General features: G+C 61.0%; 20 protein-coding genes, 4 tRNA genes and 1 pseudogene. 9 read left to right on the top strand and 16 right to left on the bottom strand.

The features are described from left to right. Nucleotides 1-869: 869 nt before the first annotated feature. The 10 genes from RND64_RS04535 to RND64_RS04580 form a co-directional block, all read right to left on the bottom strand. The gene (locus RND64_RS04535; protein ID WP_270483386.1) at nt 870-1,517 is read right to left on the bottom strand and encodes a hypothetical protein; all 648 of its coding nucleotides are present in this window, start codon (nt 1,515-1,517) and stop codon (nt 870-872) included. Then, nucleotides 1,517-2,281: a cutinase family protein gene (locus RND64_RS04540; RefSeq protein ID WP_270483385.1), complete on the bottom strand. Its 765-nt coding sequence runs from the start codon at nt 2,279-2,281 to the stop codon at nt 1,517-1,519. Before RND64_RS04540 ends, RND64_RS04535 begins: the two co-directional genes overlap by 1 nt. Further along, nucleotides 2,278-2,826, bottom strand: coding sequence for a hypothetical protein (locus tag RND64_RS04545; RefSeq protein WP_331436450.1), 549 nt, complete (start codon nt 2,824-2,826; stop codon nt 2,278-2,280). The genes RND64_RS04540 and RND64_RS04545 overlap by 4 nt, the downstream gene beginning before the upstream one ends. Further along, the gene (locus RND64_RS04550) at nt 2,820-3,212 is read right to left on the bottom strand and encodes a hypothetical protein (RefSeq protein ID WP_290723874.1); all 393 of its coding nucleotides are present in this window, start codon (nt 3,210-3,212) and stop codon (nt 2,820-2,822) included. Before RND64_RS04550 ends, RND64_RS04545 begins: the two co-directional genes overlap by 7 nt. Nucleotides 3,213-3,356: 144 nt before the next feature. Further along, on the bottom strand, nt 3,357-4,880 hold the full coding sequence (locus RND64_RS04555; RefSeq protein ID WP_331436451.1) for a ParB/RepB/Spo0J family partition protein: 1,524 nt from the start codon (nt 4,878-4,880) through the stop codon (nt 3,357-3,359). 312 nt (nt 4,881-5,192) lie between these two features. Beyond that, complete coding sequence (locus RND64_RS04560; RefSeq protein WP_331436452.1) at nt 5,193-5,579, bottom strand: hypothetical protein; 387 nt, start codon at nt 5,577-5,579, stop codon at nt 5,193-5,195. Beyond that, nucleotides 5,572-5,874 (bottom strand): hypothetical protein, encoded by a 303-nt coding sequence (locus RND64_RS04565; RefSeq protein WP_331436453.1) that lies wholly within the window; start codon nt 5,872-5,874, stop codon nt 5,572-5,574. Before RND64_RS04565 ends, RND64_RS04560 begins: the two co-directional genes overlap by 8 nt. After that, nucleotides 5,871-6,275, bottom strand: a complete 405-nt coding sequence (locus tag RND64_RS04570) for a hypothetical protein (RefSeq protein WP_331436454.1) — start codon at nt 6,273-6,275, stop codon at nt 5,871-5,873. Before RND64_RS04570 ends, RND64_RS04565 begins: the two co-directional genes overlap by 4 nt. After that, nucleotides 6,272-6,421, bottom strand: coding sequence for a hypothetical protein (locus RND64_RS04575; protein WP_331436455.1), 150 nt, complete (start codon nt 6,419-6,421; stop codon nt 6,272-6,274). The genes RND64_RS04570 and RND64_RS04575 overlap by 4 nt, the downstream gene beginning before the upstream one ends. Before the next feature lie 79 nt (nt 6,422-6,500). Further along, on the bottom strand, nt 6,501-6,833 hold the full coding sequence (locus RND64_RS04580) for a hypothetical protein (RefSeq protein ID WP_331436456.1): 333 nt from the start codon (nt 6,831-6,833) through the stop codon (nt 6,501-6,503). Between the two features lie 26 nt (nt 6,834-6,859). Between RND64_RS04580 and RND64_RS04585 the strand changes: the two genes are divergently transcribed. After that, complete coding sequence (locus RND64_RS04585; protein WP_331436457.1) at nt 6,860-7,270, top strand: hypothetical protein; 411 nt, start codon at nt 6,860-6,862, stop codon at nt 7,268-7,270. A gap of 5 nt (nt 7,271-7,275) precedes the next feature. Here the strand turns inward: RND64_RS04585 and RND64_RS04590 are convergent, their stop codons facing one another. Beyond that, complete coding sequence (locus RND64_RS04590) at nt 7,276-7,497, bottom strand: helix-turn-helix domain-containing protein (protein ID WP_331436458.1); 222 nt, start codon at nt 7,495-7,497, stop codon at nt 7,276-7,278. 146 nt (nt 7,498-7,643) lie between these two features. On the opposite strand from RND64_RS04590, the pseudogene RND64_RS23110 reads away from it, so the two are divergent. Further along, nucleotides 7,644-7,799: pseudogene (locus RND64_RS23110) on the top strand (helix-turn-helix domain-containing protein); the annotation flags it as partial. A gap of 116 nt (nt 7,800-7,915) precedes the next feature. Here the strand turns inward: RND64_RS23110 and RND64_RS04595 are convergent. Next, nucleotides 7,916-7,988: transfer RNA gene (locus tag RND64_RS04595), tRNA-Lys, on the bottom strand. A gap of 216 nt (nt 7,989-8,204) precedes the next feature. On the opposite strand from RND64_RS04595, the gene RND64_RS04600 reads away from it, so the two are divergent. The 3 genes from RND64_RS04600 (at nt 8,205) to RND64_RS04610 (ending at nt 8,494) form a co-directional block, all read left to right on the top strand. Next, nucleotides 8,205-8,277 (top strand) — tRNA-Glu (locus tag RND64_RS04600). A gap of 38 nt (nt 8,278-8,315) precedes the next feature. Further along, a tRNA-Asp gene (locus RND64_RS04605) sits at nt 8,316-8,392 on the top strand. A 28-nt stretch (nt 8,393-8,420) separates the two neighbouring features. Beyond that, nucleotides 8,421-8,494 (top strand) — tRNA-Phe (locus RND64_RS04610). Between the two features lie 74 nt (nt 8,495-8,568). On the opposite strand, the gene RND64_RS04615 is transcribed toward RND64_RS04610, so the two are convergent. The 4 genes from RND64_RS04615 to RND64_RS04630 all read right to left on the bottom strand — a co-directional run bounded on the left by RND64_RS04615 (nt 8,569) and on the right by RND64_RS04630 (nt 11,813). Continuing rightward, entirely contained in the window at nt 8,569-9,555 is a 987-nt protein-coding gene (locus RND64_RS04615; protein ID WP_231895605.1) for a tyrosine-type recombinase/integrase, read from the bottom strand. Between the two features lie 138 nt (nt 9,556-9,693). Continuing rightward, on the bottom strand, nt 9,694-9,837 hold the full coding sequence (locus tag RND64_RS04620; protein WP_245551835.1) for a helix-turn-helix transcriptional regulator: 144 nt from the start codon (nt 9,835-9,837) through the stop codon (nt 9,694-9,696). 65 nt (nt 9,838-9,902) lie between these two features. After that, nucleotides 9,903-10,721 carry a hypothetical protein gene (locus RND64_RS04625; protein WP_005172716.1) on the bottom strand — a complete coding sequence of 273 codons (819 nt, stop codon included), beginning with the start codon at nt 10,719-10,721 and terminating at the stop codon, nt 9,903-9,905. Between the two features lie 714 nt (nt 10,722-11,435). Further along, nucleotides 11,436-11,813, bottom strand: a complete 378-nt coding sequence (locus tag RND64_RS04630) for a hypothetical protein (protein ID WP_005172721.1) — start codon at nt 11,811-11,813, stop codon at nt 11,436-11,438. 133 nt (nt 11,814-11,946) lie between these two features. Between RND64_RS04630 and RND64_RS04635 the strand changes: the two genes are divergently transcribed. The 4 genes from RND64_RS04635 (at nt 11,947) to RND64_RS04650 (ending at nt 19,053) form a co-directional block, all read left to right on the top strand. Beyond that, nucleotides 11,947-12,897 (top strand): hypothetical protein, encoded by a 951-nt coding sequence (locus tag RND64_RS04635; protein ID WP_040517856.1) that lies wholly within the window; start codon nt 11,947-11,949, stop codon nt 12,895-12,897. A gap of 293 nt (nt 12,898-13,190) precedes the next feature. Then, on the top strand, nt 13,191-15,893 hold the full coding sequence (locus RND64_RS04640; RefSeq protein WP_005172726.1) for a DNA methyltransferase: 2,703 nt from the start codon (nt 13,191-13,193) through the stop codon (nt 15,891-15,893). After that, complete coding sequence (locus RND64_RS04645; protein WP_005172735.1) at nt 15,890-17,857, top strand: DEAD/DEAH box helicase; 1,968 nt, start codon at nt 15,890-15,892, stop codon at nt 17,855-17,857. Before RND64_RS04640 ends, RND64_RS04645 begins: the two co-directional genes overlap by 4 nt. Continuing rightward, nucleotides 17,854-19,053, top strand: a complete 1,200-nt coding sequence (locus tag RND64_RS04650) for a GIY-YIG nuclease family protein (RefSeq protein WP_005172738.1) — start codon at nt 17,854-17,856, stop codon at nt 19,051-19,053. The genes RND64_RS04645 and RND64_RS04650 overlap by 4 nt, the downstream gene beginning before the upstream one ends. Nucleotides 19,054-19,120 lie beyond the last annotated feature (67 nt).

The following is a 19,120-nucleotide window of genomic DNA, read 5'->3' on the forward strand; positions in this document are numbered from 1 at the left end:
TCGGCGCAACGCGCGTCCGTGATCCTGTGGTCGTGGACTGGTCGGGTGTCGGCGGCTGGCTGCCGTCGACGAGTCTCCCAGGCGGTAGGTGGCGGGCCGCGGGTTCGGGCACCGGTAGCCCTTCCGAGATCCGCCACTTGTTTTCTGTCAGCCACTTCACCGTGTACCGCGAGAAGTACGGTTCGGCGGGTGGATCGAGCAGAGCGGTGACTCCTTGTGGGAAGTCGCCGTCCTGTCGGGACGAGTTGCAGCCTTTGCAGCACACGACGTAGGTGTCGTACGTTGCTTCCTCGCCAGGCTCGATGTGATCGTAGGTTCCGGCTCTCCCGGACTTGCGGTCACTCCAGTCGACGATTCGGCCGCACCACCGGCAGCTGTCTCCATCTCGGAGACGCACCGGCACAATCAGATTGGGTCGGGATGCGTCAGCCTTACGCTGACGCTCCCACTCGATTTCCTTTCTCAACCGCAGGTGCAGGAACTCGGGATCGTCATCAACGAGCTTGTAGCCGAGAACGGTTCTCCCGTCGTCGGCGTAGAGCACCTCAGTGAACAAGCCAGCGAACAAACACACCTCGGTCAGCGTCTCAACCCTTGTGGCCCCGGCAATCTGGATCGCAGTGCCGCGCGTGACCACATAGTCGGTTGAGTGCTGACCGGACTGTGCTGCACACCGAGACACGAAACCGTGTATCTCGTTCACCAGTCGGTCGTCGCATTCCGGGTGCTCGAGCACCGTGAGCAGTAGGGGGTGCATCGCTGATCCATCACCCCATCGGACCCACGCCATCGAACACCTTTCACACCATCGGGAAACACAACACCAGGGGCAGAGCGCAGCGGAGGAGCGCGCGGATGTTGGGCGGGCATCAGATCCGTCCCGCGACAGCGAGTACCTCGGTGGCATTGAGTGCGTCGAGGTACTCCGCGCCGTAGGCTGCCTTCTTTGCCACGGACGCGAGTATCGAGAGACTGTCGTCCTCGCGGGTCGAAGGCACACGGCGGGCGATCTCACGGATCAACTTCTCTGCCGAGCCAACCGACATCCGAGGTTCGGGCACATACAGGATTCGTGCGGGCGCTTGCATCGAGCTTCCGAGGAGTCGCGACGAATCGACCGCGCGGATGAAACCGCCGTCAGCGCAGACCCATTCAGCATCGGAAGGCCACACTCCACGCACCTGGCGCACACCTGTGAGCACCCGCGTCCATACGCGGTTGATCCACAGCACTGCCGTGCCGATCGGTAGTTCGGTGAGTTGATCGGGCTCTATCGTCGGCAGCTCCCGAGGAGGCAAAAACTGGTCGACGTGCGCGGCGTCGAGCATCACCTCGACGACGAGGTTTCCGGCCTCGACAGCGGCGACGAGAACCGGCGTCTGGTTGCCGTCCTCGTCCTCAACGTTGTCGGTGGAGAGAGTGGCGGGCTGGTTGTCCGCAACGATGATCCGATCACCACCACCATGCTTGGCGACGAAATGCACGTCGGCGTACGTCTCGGTCTGGTTGTACGACATCAGATCTCCTCGAGTGCAGTGAGGGCGAGTTGAGTGGGAATGCCATATCCGCCGCCGAGAGCTCGGCGCGCGTACTGTCCGTGAATGCCCGTGGTCTGGTAGTGATAGGCCAGCTCAGTCGCACGCTGTATCCGCGACAGCAGGCCAGGTAACTGTCGAATGTCGCGCAGCTCCGGGATGTTGCGGAGCAGCCACACCACCGACAACTTCGGCAGCAGGTCGCGGACCCACTTCTCGGGTGCCTGCACCGACATCCACCGCGTGAATGGGTACACCAGGCGGATCAGCGAATCCGCCGGACACGCGGCGATCAAGTCACCGGGAAGCGCGTAGTTCTCCCACCGGCCCGAGATCGGACGCAGCGACACAGGGGCGAGCGGGCCGATAACACCAGACCCGCCAGGGTTCGGTCCGACCTGATCGTTGGGCGCCCGGTATGGGTTGCCGAACAGGCCAACGTACTTCACGCGCTGAGTCGCGCGGTCCTCACGCTCACGCAGGCATCGTTCAACGACCGCAGCGCCCTGGGAGAATCCGATGATCGCGACCTTGTCGCCCGCCCATGTCTTCGCGCGCAGTGTCAGGTGGAGCAAGGTGATGCCTCGCTGCAGGGAATCCTCGAACGACTCCGGCGTTCCATAGCTGGCCGGGTAGTCCACCCACAGCGGTTGCCAACCTTGCTGTTCGGCCTTCGTGGCGATGGCGCCGAGGAGACCCCACTTCGCCTCCCAGGTGCCTCCGACAACGACGAGTATCTTGCTCACGCCGCATCCCTCCCCGCAGCGAGCGGCGGCGTCCAGGGGCGCGCGATCCAGTACTCGACAACCACGTTCGGAGGTAGCGGACCGAGTTCGACGCGGTCACCCGGTGACCATCGCTCGAGCACCTCGCCGGGGATGAGTCCGGACACGTCGGTGACCCGTACCGCGTGCGACACGACGTCGGGACTATCGCTGGCGGTGACGGTGCGCTTCTCCAGCAGCTCGATCTGTAGCTGCCACTCCGGCTCGTCGACACCGTTGTCCTTGCCTGCGGTGAACACCGCGAGGATCATCGCTACGTCGGGCAGCGACAGGTCGATGTGCCCAACAACCGGAGTGTCACTCGAATCCCACACCGACACCAGCCCGAGCGCCGCCGAGAAGCGGTCCGTCGCAGCCACCGTCACGTTCTCGACGTCGACATAGCAACGGATGCGATTGATCATCGGGAGGTCGGAATCCCGGCACGCGTGCGGCGACACCGCGCGCAACGCCTGCCGGAAGTCCTTCGTCCCCACCGTGAACGACATGATCGAGGGACTCAGCACGATGCGACCGCGAATCGTCCGGTCGCCCAATCACGGGAGACGAGGGTGTCGTTAATCCACACTTCGCAGCCCGCGTAGTAGCCCGACGTCTGGAAAGCCGAGTTCGCGGCCTGGTACGTCGAGCGGGAGGTGACGCGTTGCACGCCTTTCCATTTCGAGTCGTCGGCATCCCACGACGGCAGGTGCGTGTTGGTGAAGCTGGTGATCTCGTTGTCTGCGTTGAACCAGTTCGACGACTCGTTGTCGGCGACGTCGGAGATGAACACGTACCCGATGTGGTCACCGGTGGTCGGATCGTCCGGGGTCGCGGCGGCGGGGCCGGCGAGAGCGGCTGTGGCGGCTGCCGCGATCAGCGTGGCGGCCAGGAAGGCGATCAGGGTTCTCATTGCTCGGTGTCTCCTGTGTGAGGTCGGGAAAGAGTTCTCGTTGGCCGGGGATCTCGGTGTGGTCGTGGGACTTTTGGGTGATCCAGGCGCAAATCTGTTGTCGGCGTTCGAGTGGCAGCGAATGCCACCACTCGTCCGGGTCGATCAACCGTCCGCGTCTTCGGTGTCCGGCTCCTCCTGCACCAGCGCCTCGCGCACCGCGTTGATGCCCTCGAGCTCAATGTCGGAGAAGACGTAGCCGCACGTCTCGAGGAGCAGTGCGTAGCGGTCGACGGCGCGCAATTCCTCCGCGTCGAGGTAGTTCGGGTTCAACGTGGAGACCAGGTGGCCGTCGATCCAGGTGAGGAACACCCAGGCGAGGGTCAGGCACAGCACGTACGGATTGGTTTGGCGATCAACCCATTCCGTGACGACCTCGCGCATTTCGTCCGAGCTCATCGACTGTCCGACGTACTCGTTGCGGATCGGCAGGAATGGCAGCACGTCACCCCACCCGAGTTCGATGTAGTCGCCAGCGGCCGGCGCGGTCTGGCCGGCCAACTGAGCGTGCTCGAGCTTTCCTCCCGCGATCACGCCAGCGATGAAGTCGCGGCGCACCGTGGTCGCCGCATCGAGTGCTTCCCTGCGCTGCTGCCGTTCGATCTGTTCCGGCGTCGGACCAACAGGCTCGTCCTCGTCGTCATCGTCGGCGGGCGTCGCCGGGTTCGGCGTCGCCGCAGGTGTGGGTGTCGTGGGCGGGGTGTCGCTGCCGACCGTCGCAGGCGCGGGTGCGGCATAGACGCGCAGCTCAGCGGTCGCCGCATTCGTGTAGCGCTCGATGAACACGAACGCGTTCTCCGGTGCGGCAAGCGCCCTGTCCAGCAACGACGAGGCCGGGGTCCAATCACGCAGACCGAGATTCGCCGACTCGATGAGTTCGATCCGGCGGCATCCCAGACGTTCGGCAATCTCATCTGTCTTGCCGCGTCGTGCCTCCCAGTCCGCGTCGATGACCGTCAGTCCGGTCTTGGCGATGTCGGCGAGCAGCTTCTTCTCACGCTTGCGGGAGGCGACCCTGTCGATCACCTTCTGCCTCGTGACAGCCCAGTTGTTGGTGCCCAACGCTTCTTCGAGGAGCGCAAGGTCGTCGGCGTTGTCGGTGTGATCGGCGACGAACACCGCGTCGTCGAGAGTCACGGCGTGCTTGGTCAGCTTGGCCGACAACTCATCCGGCAGCTTGGCGACCTTCGCACGCTGACGCACCTTGGTCGCCGACATGCCTGTGCGTTCGGAGATCTTCTTCTGGGTGTCACCCAGGTCGAGGAGTGTCTGCACACCCTTGGCTTCCTCGACAGCGGTGAGGTCGGTTCGCTGACCGTTCTCGACCATCATCACCGCGATCTGGTCGGCCTCGTCGGTGAGGTCGTGACGGATGACGCACGGCACCGACTTCACTCTCGCGACCTTCGCGGCCGCGTGGCGGCGGTGCCCGGCGATGATCACGTACCGGTCGGGTTTGCCGTTGGGCACCACAACCAGCGGTTGCAGCACGCCCTTGGCTTTCACCGATTCGGCGAGATCGGTGACGTCGCCGACGTCGGCGCGAATGTTGTTCTTGTGCGGCACAAGCTGACTCGGCTTGAGTTCGACCTGCTCGATCTGTGGTGTGGCGGTCTGACTGCTCGGCATACCGCTACCTCCTGTTTCTTGTTGTGAGGCCAGGGATTTCGAGGCCTTCGGGTTTCGGATTCGGCTTACGACGTGCACTGCACGTCTTGGTGTGGAGGGTGAACAGCATTTCCCCGGACGCGACAGCGTCAGCGAGCTCGGGGCCGGTGAGGCGTTTCCCCCAGATGCCGTCCGCGTTGACGAGTTTCTGCACCGTGCCCGACTCATCCGACGACGGATCTACCTTCAGGTATCGGTCGTCGCGATTTGCGTTGCGCCAGTACAGGACCGGCTGCTGACACTGTCCGCAGCGGCGCGGGGCACGGTGAGTACTCACGGAACCAGTACCTCCGAGGGGTGTGGTCGGAGTTGCTGCAGCAGATCGAGGACAGCCTCAGCCTCAGCCGAGCGCCGCTGCGACGGATCGGAAAGAAACTCGTCACGCGGGATCGGATCGGACACACCGACCTTCACAGAGGCAATGTGTTGGAAGGCCATGTGGCTTGCTGGGAGCGCCTCGGCGCGTACCGCAAATCCTCTTGCGGTCGTCGACGCTGGATCGACATCGAGTTCCACACCGTCTTCGTCGGTGATGGTCACCAGCAGGTGCAGATTCCGCCGATGCATGTACGCGGCTGCAGTCTGCATCGTTTGGGCGTGTGCCAGCTCCGGTCCTGCGAGGTCCGGTGTCGGCACGAGCCGCAGATGTCGATCAGCCACGGCGCACCGCCTGCCGCAGAATGTCGAGACCATCAGGAACGAACGCCGCGACCGAATAGGCTAGCGACTCAGCCGGATACACGATCGTCAACTGTGCGAGGTTCTCCGGATCGGCCGACGCCATCAGGTCGTACAGCTTGCGGCGGAAACCACCCGGCTCGTAACCCTCTTCACCGGTAACCATCCACAACACCTGATTGGCGCACACCTGATCGACCTCGGCCGCCAGCAGCGACCGCTGCTCAACCGTCAGATCCGGAACATGCTCGTGGACCGCGAACATCGGAGAACTCATCGCGCACCCCGCTTCGACTTCTCGCAGCCGACACACACACCCGACGTCAACCGCACCAACAGATTCGGGAGACAACGAGCGCACTCGACGCACTCGATGCCACCGAGATAGACGAGACGGGCGTCGCGGTCACGCAGCTGCGCGACCGGCCACTCCTCAGCCGTATGCTCGGCAACCCCGGCGCTCACGACCCGACTCCCACGAAGCGGAAGAGTCGGACGGACCACGGCCACCTTGTGCGGGACGATCGCTGGCGCGCGCGTCGGCGCCGGCGGAGTCATCGCCTCCTCGACCGACTCGGCCGGCACCGCACCACCACTGCGCATACGGGCACGCTGCTCACGCAACTCACGCGCGCGGTCCTCACGCGCATCGTCAGCGTCGAAATGTGTGGCGCTCATGCGACCACTACCCACAGCACGTAGGCCAGCAGCGGCAGCCAGAACCCCAGCAGCGACACGACGAGCGCGACAAGCAGTCCCGTGACAGCGGCGACGCCCTCGGCTCGCTCACGTCGCAGATCCCTGCCGGGAGTCTGCGGCCTCACCGGTCAGCCCTCACACACACCACCGCTGTCACCAGCGCGGCCGCCACCATGAAGATGAGGCCGGAAAACTGAAACAACATCACTCGATCCCTTCGGGTTGCTCGGACACCAGAGGCTTGAGCCCGGAGCACAGCTCGACAGGCAAGAAGTTGGGAGGGTCGACGCCGGCTGCAACCGCGGTGCGGGATGCCGCGTCGGCGGCGATCTCAGCTGTCAGCTGATACAGCTCGGAGACCGCGGACTCGGGAAAGCACCCGAACACGGCCATCATTCGGAGCACAGCCATCTGACCCGCCTGCACCAGCACGTCGGCCTGCAGCGCACGCCACACCTGCCACGCAGCGATCGCATCCACATCGCAGTCACACACGGACGCGAACTCGACGTCGCACACCTCGACCGGCGCGCTCACGCAGCCACCACCAAACCGTGTCCGGAATGACCGGAACCACCTACGATGCGTTGATGAAGAGCAGATCGGCCGCGCTGGCCGGAGCAGTTGCACTGATGTTCGTGGTGGGTGGATGCGGGGGAGTTGACGCCGCCGCCACGGATGCGGCGACGACCGATAGCGGGATGAGCAGCACTGAGCAGCGGCTGCGAGAGAAGCGGGTGAAGCGGGTGTGTGAGCAGTCGGTGCAGCAGCAACTGAAAGATCCCGACAGTGCGCAGTTCCGCAATGAGACGGCCGAACCCGAGACCGAACGTGGCGCGAAGTGGTCGGTCACCGGCGAGGTGAACGCCAACAACAGCTTCGGCGGAAAGGTGGGCTACGTGATGTTCACCTGCACCGCGACCTACGCAGACAACGGCGACACCGAGGGCCGCGCGGTCATCCTCGAGAACTAGGCGCATCACGCGACCACCTGGCCGGCGATGAGAGCTGCCAGTGGGACACCGAGGTAGTCGGCAATGATGTCGAGCTCGTCCACTGTGAACGGGACGTGGCCGTTGAGGCGCCTGCTGATGGACTGCTGGCTGAATTGCAGGTCCTGTCCCATGCGAGTCTGCGTGACGGACGCGCGCGCCATCTCGGCGCGGACATTGCTCGCTATCTGCCGGGAGCGCGGTGTCATCTGCATAGCGAATAGCTCTACTCGCTCAGGAAATGACAGTCAAGTGATTCCAAAGAATCGGCGATTCTTGGTGTGCTGTGTGTCATTCGCTGGACGCATTGCGCTTACCCACTTAGCGAGTAAGCTACTCATCCATGACGACGTTGATGGTTGTAGATGGCGACCGGGGCGAACGCCCCTCGGAGGCTGCTTCCCGCCGGTTGCGCGGGGAACTCGGCCAGCGACAGATCTCAGTGTCCGAGGTCGCGCGGCGCTTGGGCATGAAGCAGCCGGCGCTGTCGCGGCGGATGACCGGCGCCGTGCCCTTCGACCTGGACCTACTCGGAGAGATCTGCCAGGCGACAGGCATCAGCTTCGCCTACGTCACGTCTGGCATACGAGAAACGCCCAGCCCCGAAGGGCCGGACGGAGGAGCAAGTGCCCCCAGTAGGGCTCGAACCTACGACCTGCGGATTAAAAGTCCGTAGCTCTACCAACTGAGCTATAGGGGCGGACGCCTCGACGCTGTGGCCGACGCAGGAAGTGAGTTTACAGGTCGGCTATGCGGCGGTGCATCGACGGTGGGCTTGCAATTGTCGATGCCGTCGGCGTCGGATACGGGTATGGTGTTCGGAGGGCGTCAACTCGTGCGAAATGCAGTCTGACCAGCTGATTTGTGAATTGCGCGAGCGGTGTCCTAAGCTAAGTCGGCTCCCAACGGAGAACCGGCCCCCTTCGTCTAGCGGCCTAGGACGCCGCCCTTTCAAGGCGGTAGCGCGGGTTCGAATCCCGTAGGGGGTACAACTGGTCCCCTACGGGGGAGCAGGAAAATTGAAGATGGCCCTGTGGCGCAGTTGGTTAGCGCGCCGCCCTGTCACGGCGGAGGTCGCGGGTTCGAGTCCCGTCAGGGTCGCCAAAGGTTTCGGTTTTACGCCGGACCTCCTGGCCAGGTAGCTCAGTTGGTACGAGCGTCCGCCTGAAAAGCGGAAGGTCGCCGGTTCGATCCCGGCCCTGGCCACGAGGACGTTTACGCAGGTCATACGCTGTTTCTCGATTGAGGGATAGCTCGTTGACATTGATTGCAGATTTATTCTAGTCGGCCGCTGGTCGGCCATCGATGGACGTGTCGTCCGCATCGGATACAAGGCGAGCGCTCAAGTTGTCGAGCGCATCGGCCACCGAATCAAGCTCGTCGTCGTAAAGATCGGCGTAAGTGTGCGCCGTCACCGTGATCGACGAATGACCCATTGTCTTCTGGAGCAGGCGCATGTCAGCGCCTGCGGATCGTGCCATAGAGGCATAGGTATGCCGAAGATCATGGACCCGCAGCGACGGACGAGCGATCTCAGCCGCCTTCTTCTTCCACCTGACCGATCGAACCCAATTCTCCCGACTAAGGCGAGCACCCATGGGCGAGCACACCGCAGCTTCGGTTCTCCCACGACCCGCAATGCGGGCCCTCAACAGCTCGCGAACGGTAGCGGGGATCGGGATCGACCGCTGGCCTGCCCGACTCTTGGTCGCACCTGTGACGAGTTTTCCGCCGACCTGTGTCATTGACCGTCGAACGTGAATGCGCCGCCGGTCCAGGTCGATATCCTCCACGTTGAGGCCGGTCAGTTCACCCCACCGAAGCCCGGTGTACGCGAGGATCATGACGATGTCGCCTTGAGCGCCGCACAGCTTCGCCAAGCGATCCACCTCCGACGCGGTGAGGTAGGTATGCGTTGGATGAGCCAGGGGAGGGAAGATCGTCTTGGTGGCTGGATTACGCGCGAGCCAGCCCTCCTCGACTGCGTGCTCAAGCACCATCCGCAAGACCGTATGGCGCCACCGTTTCGTGCGCGGGCCCACCGACATCGAGTTGATCCAGTTCTGCACGCTGGATCGATCCACCTTCGTCACCGGCCAGGCACCGAAAGCTGGCTCGATGTGATTGCGCCAGTTGTCTTCGTAGCCACGCCGAGTCTTCGCTGTCACATCTTGACGGCTCGACAGCCACGACTTGTACGCGTACGCCACCGTGATGGTGTTTCCGAGTCGCGGGTTGTAAACGGTCCCGCGGCTCTTCGCGGCCACCACCTCTGCTTCGAATACACGGGCTTCCCGCTCCGTCCGGAAGGATTTAGTAACCTTCCGTCGGTCGGGGAGCCGCCATTCAACCAGCCAGCGCGGTTCCCCTTTGCTCGTGACCTTCTTTCGGATACTCAATGCGTCCTACTTCACTGTCGATTGGGCGATCCAGGCCTGCACGTCGGACAGTGCCCACCGACGATGGCGTGCAGACAGGCGTAGATGTGGTGGCCCCTCGGCCGGCAATCCGGCCTCGCGCTGAGCCGCCCATTTATGCAGCGTGCTCACGCCAATGCCACCACAGACCTCTGACACTTCTTTGGCCGTCAACAAGACCTCAGTCGTCGTATGGCTCATTGGAACTCACTACCTCTGAGCCGCGCCGTAGCTACACCGGCGTTGGTTCCCCGTGCAGTGAATATCGCTTGAGATACGGCTTCGCGGTATCCGGCGTAGTCGAGATGGCGTGCCTTGAAAGGGGTCGGAGCGATGCCCGCGCCGACCAAAACGCCCTGTCCGGGCCGCGCGCCGAGAATCATCGACACGAGCGATTTGTCCTCGAAGATGACTTCGCTCGCCATCTTGATCGACATCGCGTCGGTCTGAGCCATGCACATGATCTGAGTCAATTGCGATCGCACCCCCTCGAGAAGCTTCGCCTCGGGCCGTTGGACGCTGATCAGCAGGTTGATACGCACCTTGCGGCCCTCCATGCCGATTCTTGCGACTATCCGCTCCGCTTCCAGTCGTTCGGCCCGCGCCAACTGCAGCTGTAGGGCCGCCCATTCTTCGAGCACCACTACGACCAGCGGCAAGTCACGCCCGAGCCAGGAGGAGGGAATGAGATCGATTCCCACCTCGGCTAGGGCCGCGAGTCGCTTGTCTAGTTCTGACTCGATAGCGGACAGCGCCGCGGTTGCCGCAAGTAGTTGCTTTTTGGACGATCCGATAGAGATCCAGCGGTGAGTCCCTAGAGGACCCAGCAAGATGCCGGTCGGGTCCACACCGCACACACAAACGCTCGGCATTCCGACCGCGTGGCGGATTATCTCGTATGTCGCACTTGACTTTCCCGAGCCAGTCACACCGGCGATCAGTGTGTGCTGGTCAAGTCGCATGTGCACGCCACGTCCCTGTGCATCGACGGCAAACGCTATCGCCGGGGTAATCATTGCGCACCGCCGTCGCGCCGTACTTTCGCCAGTGCTTCCATAAACGCGATGCGATCGGCAACTGGATCTGGCCTGCTGGAGGAACTGGCGGATCCCGAGTGCGCCGACGAACGCTGAACATCTGCGAGGGGGTCTCGTGACTCCAGTGCGAAGGTGACGGATCGACGATCACACGCGACAACCGCCATAGGCGCGGCTCCGGGTAGCAAGCCCTCAAGGCGGTGGACGGCGGCAAGGTCTACATGAGAACCCGAAACACCTTCAGGCAATACGATCTTCGCGCGAGGCCCTGTCGGTGACATCCATATCCGATCGACTCGAGGATGTTGAGGTATCGCGTTCGGCGAGGGGTATGACAGTGACTCCAGACCAGGAGCTGCCCAATCGACAGAGCGCCAGCCGCGCATCCATGACGACTCCGCTGGAGACTCATCGGTAAGTTCGTCAGCCATTTCAAGAGCGACTGCGCACGCGGACCAGACGATGGCGGCGACTACTGCCAAGATCGCTAGGACAACAAGGAACGAGATCATGCTAGAACCTCCGCCCGCTCTGCGGGGGCGTGTAGCCCCTGGGATGATGCGGGGTTCTGCCTTTCGACGCTGGACTCAGCGCGGCGCTTGACTCCGTGCGTGGCTGTGCGGCCTACTTCGTGCAGAATGTGCGTGTCGTCACAGCGGATACGCCGCGACTTGAAACTGAGGTTGTACCCGGTCATTGGACGGCCGCCTTCGTCTGTGCGGGCTTGGCTGCCAACTCGATCCCCTCGGGTGCGTCGAACCATAGACCGCTGGAACCATTCGCTGACCACGCGGCCGCATAGAGTTGCCCACGAACACGGATCAGATCTCGACGGTTTAACTTGGGTGGGTCGGCCTGGTAGGTCGTGAGTTTCGCTCGTCGCTCTTCATCGAGTTCTGGCCACCACACCAGTACTTCCAACTCGATTCCCTGAATTCCGTTGCGCATCTTGGGTTCTCGCACGCGACCGTTGGGAGTGTCGCGTTGCTTCTCTGCGGGGCGAATGACCCTCACTTCGATCTCCCATCCTGCCGCATTGACCGGTACCTGGGTGAGTTCGCGTATAGCCATGCGCTTCTAACCTCCGTCTCTTGCTGGACGTCTCATGAGATCCACGGGACGTTGTGATAATACCACGCTTAAAAAAATGAACCACCTAAACTGTGCATCAACGCCCAGTGGTTGGCTGCCTATAATGCGTGCTGTGGGTTACTCGCGTGAGCGTCAGGAGCAGGTGATCGACCTGTGGCGTGAGTTGCGACCAGGGCTCAAGTCGGACCGACAGGCGGCGCTTGAGGTCTCCGACCGGACGGGGGTGCCCGCGGAGACGATTCGTAGGTGGGTCAAACGTGCGGACGCTACGTCGCCTCCGCCTGCGGTCAATGAAGGCGTAGCTGACGCAGCAGACCTCTTTCTGCGGCCTAATAGTGTCAAAGCGCTGGTCGCGCAGCTCGATTCGTACACTGATTCGCTAGAACGGCACCAACGTACTGTTGGAGACCTGCGCGCCAGATTCGCGGAACTGGCTGATACAGGCAACGAATCAAGTCGCGATAACGGCGCGGAGGATCTTGACGCCCTCTTGAGTAGCCTTCGCGACCATCAGAGCGATTTGCGCGACCTCACAGATTCCGTGATGAGCATCGCGGTCGGTACGTACCGGCACTCCTTGCAGGCCGTCGCGAGCAGTGTCGGGATGTCAGCAACAGGGGTCCGCCGTCGAGTCGCAAACTACGACATCGAACGTGCCTACCGATTCCTTGACTCCGGTGACCAGTTGCTAGAACAGGTGGAAGTGCTGATGACCGCGCTGAAGGGCTGCGGTGGTGTTCTGAATTCCGAGGTCGAGAACGCCTTCAAGCTCTACTTTGAACTCCTCACCAACGTTGTCGTTGCAGCTGGTTACGGTCAGCGGTGGATGACCCCGGAGCACGCCCAAGAACCTACGCTTCTGCTGCTAGACAACATGAGGTTGTTGAACAGGTCGGTCTACGATGCGATTGAGAGGGTCGGACTGCGGACTGATCGGCCGCTGCTGCGATCAGCCGTTGAACTCGAGGTAGCGCTCGATTCGATACGCGGACGCTTGGCTGAGGGGGTCCGTTCCGAAGCGGCGGGTTCGGTCCGCAGAGTCTCTAGGCCGCCCGAGGATTAACCGGATGTCGAGCCACGCAGCATCTCTCGACCTCACCAACCGGATCAACCTCGGCCCATAGCGACTTACGTATGAAGTGTCGGCTCAGCTGGCACTTGCTGGACTCAACAGCGCCGTGATCCGACGCAGTCAGGTGTCCGGCTGGTCGCAACACCTCAGCGGCCGACCTAGCTGCCCAACGAATGTCACCAAGTCCTCCAGCCCCGACCTGGGAATGGGGTACTGGCTGTCGAAGCTATCGCGGAGTGGAATGCTTATCGCACTGGTAGTGGTTTCGAGGAGGGTTAACGCGCGTGGTGAGACTGAACCTGAAGGCGGTCGAAGAGCGGGTGGCCCCGCTCGCGCGGCGCGAATCCTACGATCGCGAATTCATCTTCGATCTACTCCTAGCCTATGGGAAGCCCAAGGGTAACGTCACCCGGTTGCGTAACGGGTCGCTCAACGTCGCGGCCGATCCGAGTCGCGAAATCGCACAGAAGAACGTTGTCTACTTCCGCGAGACGGACCGCGAGCCGTTGGCTGACGTCGAGGAGCTGCGGACATCACCGGACGTCGTTCGGTACAACCCACGGTTCGTAATCGCCACCGACTACGACGAGCTGGTCGCGGTCGACATGAAGACCGGCGAGAGCAAGGTCTTCCCGATCCGCGACATCGACAAGCACTTCACGTTCTTCCTTCCCTGGGCTGGCATGGAGAAGGCGCAGTACACCTCCGAGGCCCACGCCGACGTCAAGGCCGCCGAGCGAATGGGCAAGCTGTTCGACGAGCTGTTGCAGGCGAACCCGGACCTCATCGACGAGCAGCATGGCCGTCATGCGCTGAACGTGTTCTTCACCCGACTGCTGTTCTGCTTCTTCGCCGAGGACACCGGGATCTTCGACGACGGTCAGTTCACCACCGCGGTGGGGTCGCACACCCAGGCCGACGGGTCGGACGTGCAGGAGTTCCTGACAGATCTGTTCAACGCCCTGGACACCGAGAATCCCGAGGACAAGGCGAGCTACCTGTCAGCGTTCCCGTACGTCAACGGTCGCCTGTTCGAGGTCACCAACCAGCACGTAGTGCCAGCGTTCACCAAGTCCGCCCGTCGGCTGCTTCTAGATCTGGGAGTTCTGGACTGGAGCGAGATCAACCCCGACATCTTCGGGTCAATGTTCCAGGCGATCGTCACCCCGGGAAAGCGGTCGGACCTCGGGCAGCACTACACATCGGTGCCGAACATCCTCAAGACGATCGAGCCGCTGTTCCTCGATGAACTGAAGGAGGAGTTCGACGCGGGCTTCAGCAGCGTCGGCAAGCTGGAGAAGCTACTGGAGCGGATCGGCGCGATCAAAGTCTTCGACCCCGCCTGCGGGTCGGGGAACTTTTTGGTCATCGCCTACAAGGAATTGCGACGCCTGGAGCACGCGATTCTTGAACGACTTGCCGACTTGAGCCCCAAACACCAAGTGCTGTACGCCGTGTCGAAAATTGACATCGAGAATTTCTATGGCATTGAGATCGATGATTTCGCCGTCGAGGTGGCAATCCTGTCCTTGTGGCTCGCCAAGCATCAGATGAACGCAGAGTTTAGGGAGAAATTCAGAGTTTCCATCCCCCTCATTCCCCTGCGTGATTCTGGTCAGATCAATCAGGGAAACTCCTTGACTGTCGAATGGTCTGAAATCTGCCCGAATAGAGGAGCAGAGGAAATATATGTGCTCGGTAATCCGCCGTATCTTGGGAGTAGGAATCAGTCGGCGAAGCACAAACGTGATCTTGCCACCATTACCAAAAACTATAAGAGTCTCGACTATGTTTCAGGTTGGGTAGTTAAGGGTGCTGAGTACATACGCGGAACGAGGGCAAGACTCGCGTTGGTGACAACCAATTCCATTACGCAAGGAGAGCAGGTGGCACTCCTCTGGCCGGCGGTATTGGGGGATAACTTAGAGATTTCTTATGCATATACCTCATTTCCATGGGCGAATAAAGCACGAAATTCCGCGGGCGTCACATGTGTTGTAATTTCACTTCGGAATAAGTCCATAGATGCTAAGTATCTGTATACAGATCAATTTCGACTCCGTGTTGATACTATAAACGCTTACCTTGCTGGCGGTCCAATGGTCTGGCTGTCGCGTCGCCGAAACCCTCTGAGTCCTCAGATGCCCCGTCTTGGATACGGCTCAATGCCCAATGATGGAGGAAACCTGATCTTATCGGATTCGGAAAAGAATAAACTCCTGGAGAGCCATCCGGAAGTGGAGCGCTACATTAGGGGGTATTGTGGGTCTGATGAGTTCGTTAAAGGTAAGACTAGATGGTGTCTGGTAATTCCCGACGACCATCTGCGACAGGCTTACAATATTCCGGAACTTGCATATCGCCTCGACCGGACAAGGGAGCACCGGTTAAGGAGCACTGAAAAGTCGACCAATGCACTGGCGTCAAGCCCGAATCGATTCTACTACTTCGCACATGTTGATTCGGACTCATTAATTGTTCCCAGCATCTCCTCAGAGCGACGGGAGTATATTCCCATTGGTTATGTCGGCCCCGATGTCATTGGCTCCAATAAGGCACTAGTCATGACCGAGACCAATTTCTGGGCTTTTGCATTGACGACTTCATTAATGCATATGATTTGGATGCGGTCCGTTTCTGGACGTCTTGAGAATCGATATCAGTATTCTAATACAATTGTTTACAATAATTTTCCTGTTCCTGAACTGTCTGCGCAAGTGAAGGAGAAATTGACAGTTGCGGCATTGCGGATACTGGACGTCCGTGAGTATCACTGCGAGAAAACATTGGCCGAACTTTACGATCCGGACAAGATGCCCGATGATCTGCGGGCCGCGCACGCTGAGGTTGACGCATTGGTGGATTCGATCTATTCCAAGCGTGGCTACGAGACGGACGAGGAGCGGTTGTCAGACCTGTTCGCTATGTATGAGGAGATGGCCGCTGCGGAGCAGGCGGCAAAGCCGGCGAAGAGGAGCAAGAAGTGAGTAGCACGGTGAATGTCGTTGACGTGACGTACGCGCAGACCGGTGCATCGGTGAACACTGACGCGTTGGGTATGCGGGAGATGCAGCAGCGCGTGTTCGCCAAGCGGGACGCCCAGCACTTGTTGATCAAGGCTCCACCGGCCTCGGGCAAGTCCCGGGCGTTGATGTTCGTGGGTCTCGACAAGCTATACAACCAGGGTCGCAGAAAGGTGATCGTCGCTGTCCCGGAGCGTTCGATCGGGGCATCTTTCTCGACGACAAAGCTGACCGCGCACGGTTTCTTTGCTGACTGGGAGGTCAAGCCAGAGCGAAACCTGTGCACGCCTGGGTCGTCGGCGGGCAAGGTCGATGCGTTCGTCGACTTCTTAAGCAGCGCTGATCCGATTCTGGTGTGCACGCATGCGACGTTGAGGTTCGCGTTCGAGCGGTTGGCGCCGGATGAGTTCAACGGCACCGTGCTGGCGATCGACGAGTTCCATCACGTCTCGGCCGATACCGAGAATTCCCGTCTGGGGGCACTGTTGAAGGAGGTTATGGTCGGCTCAGACGTGCACATAGTGGCGATGACCGGCTCGTACTTTCGTGGCGACTCGGTGCCGGTCCTCTCGTCCGAGGACGAGGCGCAGTTCACGCCGGTGACGTTCAACTACTACGACCAGCTCAACGGCTACCAGTTTCTGAAGTCGCTGGGGATCGGGCACCACTTCTATCAGGGCCGCTACACCGAAGCGATTGGCGAGGTGCTGGACCTGGACAAGAAGACGATCGTGCACATCCCAAGCGTGAACTCTGGTGAGTCGACCAAAGACAAGATCGAAGAGGTCGGGTTCATTATCGACACGATCGGCGACGTGATCGACACCGAACCCGACACCGGAATCATCCGCATTCGCCGCACCGACACTGGTGAGGTGCTGCGGGTGGCTGATCTCGTCGACGACACCGATCAGAAGAAGCGCGCCGACACGCTGCACTATCTGTCGACCGTCGCGGCGAAGGACCGTGACGGCGTCGACATCATCGTCGCGCTGGGGATGGCGAAGGAGGGCTTCGACTGGCCGTTCGCCGAGCACGCTCTGACCGTCGGGTATCGGGCGTCGTTGACCGAGATTATCCAGATTATCGGCCGGGTCACCCGCGACAGCCCTGGTAAGACGCATGCGCAGTTCACGAACCTGCTGGCCGAGCCCGATGCTGAGCGGGGTGAGGTGACCGTATCGGTGAACAATATGCTCAAGGCGATCACCGCGTCGCTGCTGATGGAGCAAGTGCTAGCACCGAACTTCAACTTCAAGGCCAAACGAGGCAACGACGACGCGCCTGAGCCGGGGACGATCAAGATCAAGGGCTTCAAGGAGCCGTCTAGCGAGCGGGTCAAGCAGATCGTCGAAACTGACCTGAACGATCTGAAAGCAAACATTCTGCAGGACGACACGTTCGCCAAGGCCGCGGCGGGCAGCGTTGACCCGGAGACCACGAACAAGGTCCTGATCCCGAAGATTATCCGCGAACGCTACCCGGACCTGACTGATGAGCAGGTCGAGGAGGTTCGGCAGCACGTTGTGGTGGACTCGGTGATTAAGAATGGCGAGGTTCGTGAGGTCGGCGATAAGCGGTTCATCAAGATGGGCGATACGTTCAGGAACATCGATGAGGTCAGCATCAACCTGATCGACAGGGTCAATCCGTTCCAACGAGCTTTCGAGGTGATGTCGAAGTCGGTGACGCCCTCGGTACTCAAGATCATTTCCGACGCGATCACGAGCACACGCGTGGAGATCAGCGAGGAGGAGGCGCTCGCGCTGTTCCCTAAGATTCAGAGCTGGGTCAAGGTCAACGGTCGACGCCCCGACGTGCGCTCAGACAATCCGACAGAGAAGCGGTACGCCGAAGCGCTGCTGTTTTTGCAACGGCTCAAGCAGCAGCGGCTGGCCCAGAAACAAGCAATCGAGAATGCTCAATGACGACGGATGACAAGACCGCAGGAGGCGACGATCAACCAGCGCCTGACGCGTTCCAGCAGCTCCTTGACGCCGATATTGACGGCCTTCTGGACACGCCGGAAAAGGCCAAGAAGATCACGTCCAGTGATCGGTTGGAGCGAGCGTTCTTAGAGATCGTGGAGTTCCGACGGGCACAGGCCCGGCTCCCGAGCTCGACCACAAGGGAAATTTCTGAGCGCAAACTTGGAGCACGTCTGGAGGGTATTCTTGCTGACGACAGCAAGATCGAGGCACTCAAGCATCTTGACGAGTTCGGCCTTCTCGACGTACCCGCCGCGCCTGGCTCAATTGACGAACTCCTTGAGGGCGATCCACTCGATCTTTTGGATGACGAGACCGGTATCTTCGACGTCTCCACCCTGCCCGTCCGCAAGCAGCACTTCGAGACCGAGGAAACGGCACGTCGCCAGCCCGCGAACGATTTCGCAGATTTCGCGCCGCTGTTTCAGCAGAAGCATGACGAGCTGCGTAACGGCGCAAGCCAGCTACTGCCGTATCCCGGGTTGAAGCACATCGCACCAGGTGCCTTCTTCGTCCTCAACGGAGTAATGTTGTTCATCGCTGAAGTCGGCGAGACTGAGTACAAGAAGTCGACCGTTCGCGAGAACAAGCGGGAACGCCTCCGCTGCATCTTCGAGAACGGCACCGAATCACGGATGTACCGCCAATCCTTGGCGATTCGGTTGGGTGATGAGGATGGCCAGATTGTTGTGCCCCGGCTGGGACCGGACATCCTTACAGACGATGAGGTCAGTGGCTACATCTACGTCTTGCGCTCTCAGAGCTCCGATCCGCAGATCGCCGGGATCGCCGACTTGCATAAGATTGGCTTCTCGCGTGGGCCGGTCGAAACAAGGATCAAGAACGCCGACAAGTCGCCCACATATCTGATGGCGCCGGTTGAGGTTGTCGCGACCTACCGGATCTATAACACGCGCGCCTCAGCGCTGGAGAACCTCCTCCATCGTGTCTTTGCCGACGTCCGTCTGAATCTGACCCAGATCGACAAGAACGGCCGCAACTATGATCCCTCCGAGTGGTTTGTCGTGCCGCGCAGGATTATTGACCAAGCGATCGAGCTGATCATCTCGGGAGAGATCGTTCACTACCGGTATGACGCGACCACCCGCCGACTAGTCGGACGACAGGAGTGCTAGACACGATCTCCTTGGCGAACCGCTCGCAGGCGGAGGCCGGAACTGGCGTCTTGCCCCGTCACCCTTC

Origin of the sequence: Gordonia sp. w5E2 (assembly GCF_036540975.1) — a bacterium.
GTDB lineage: Bacteria > Actinomycetota > Actinomycetes > Mycobacteriales > Mycobacteriaceae > Gordonia > Gordonia jacobaea.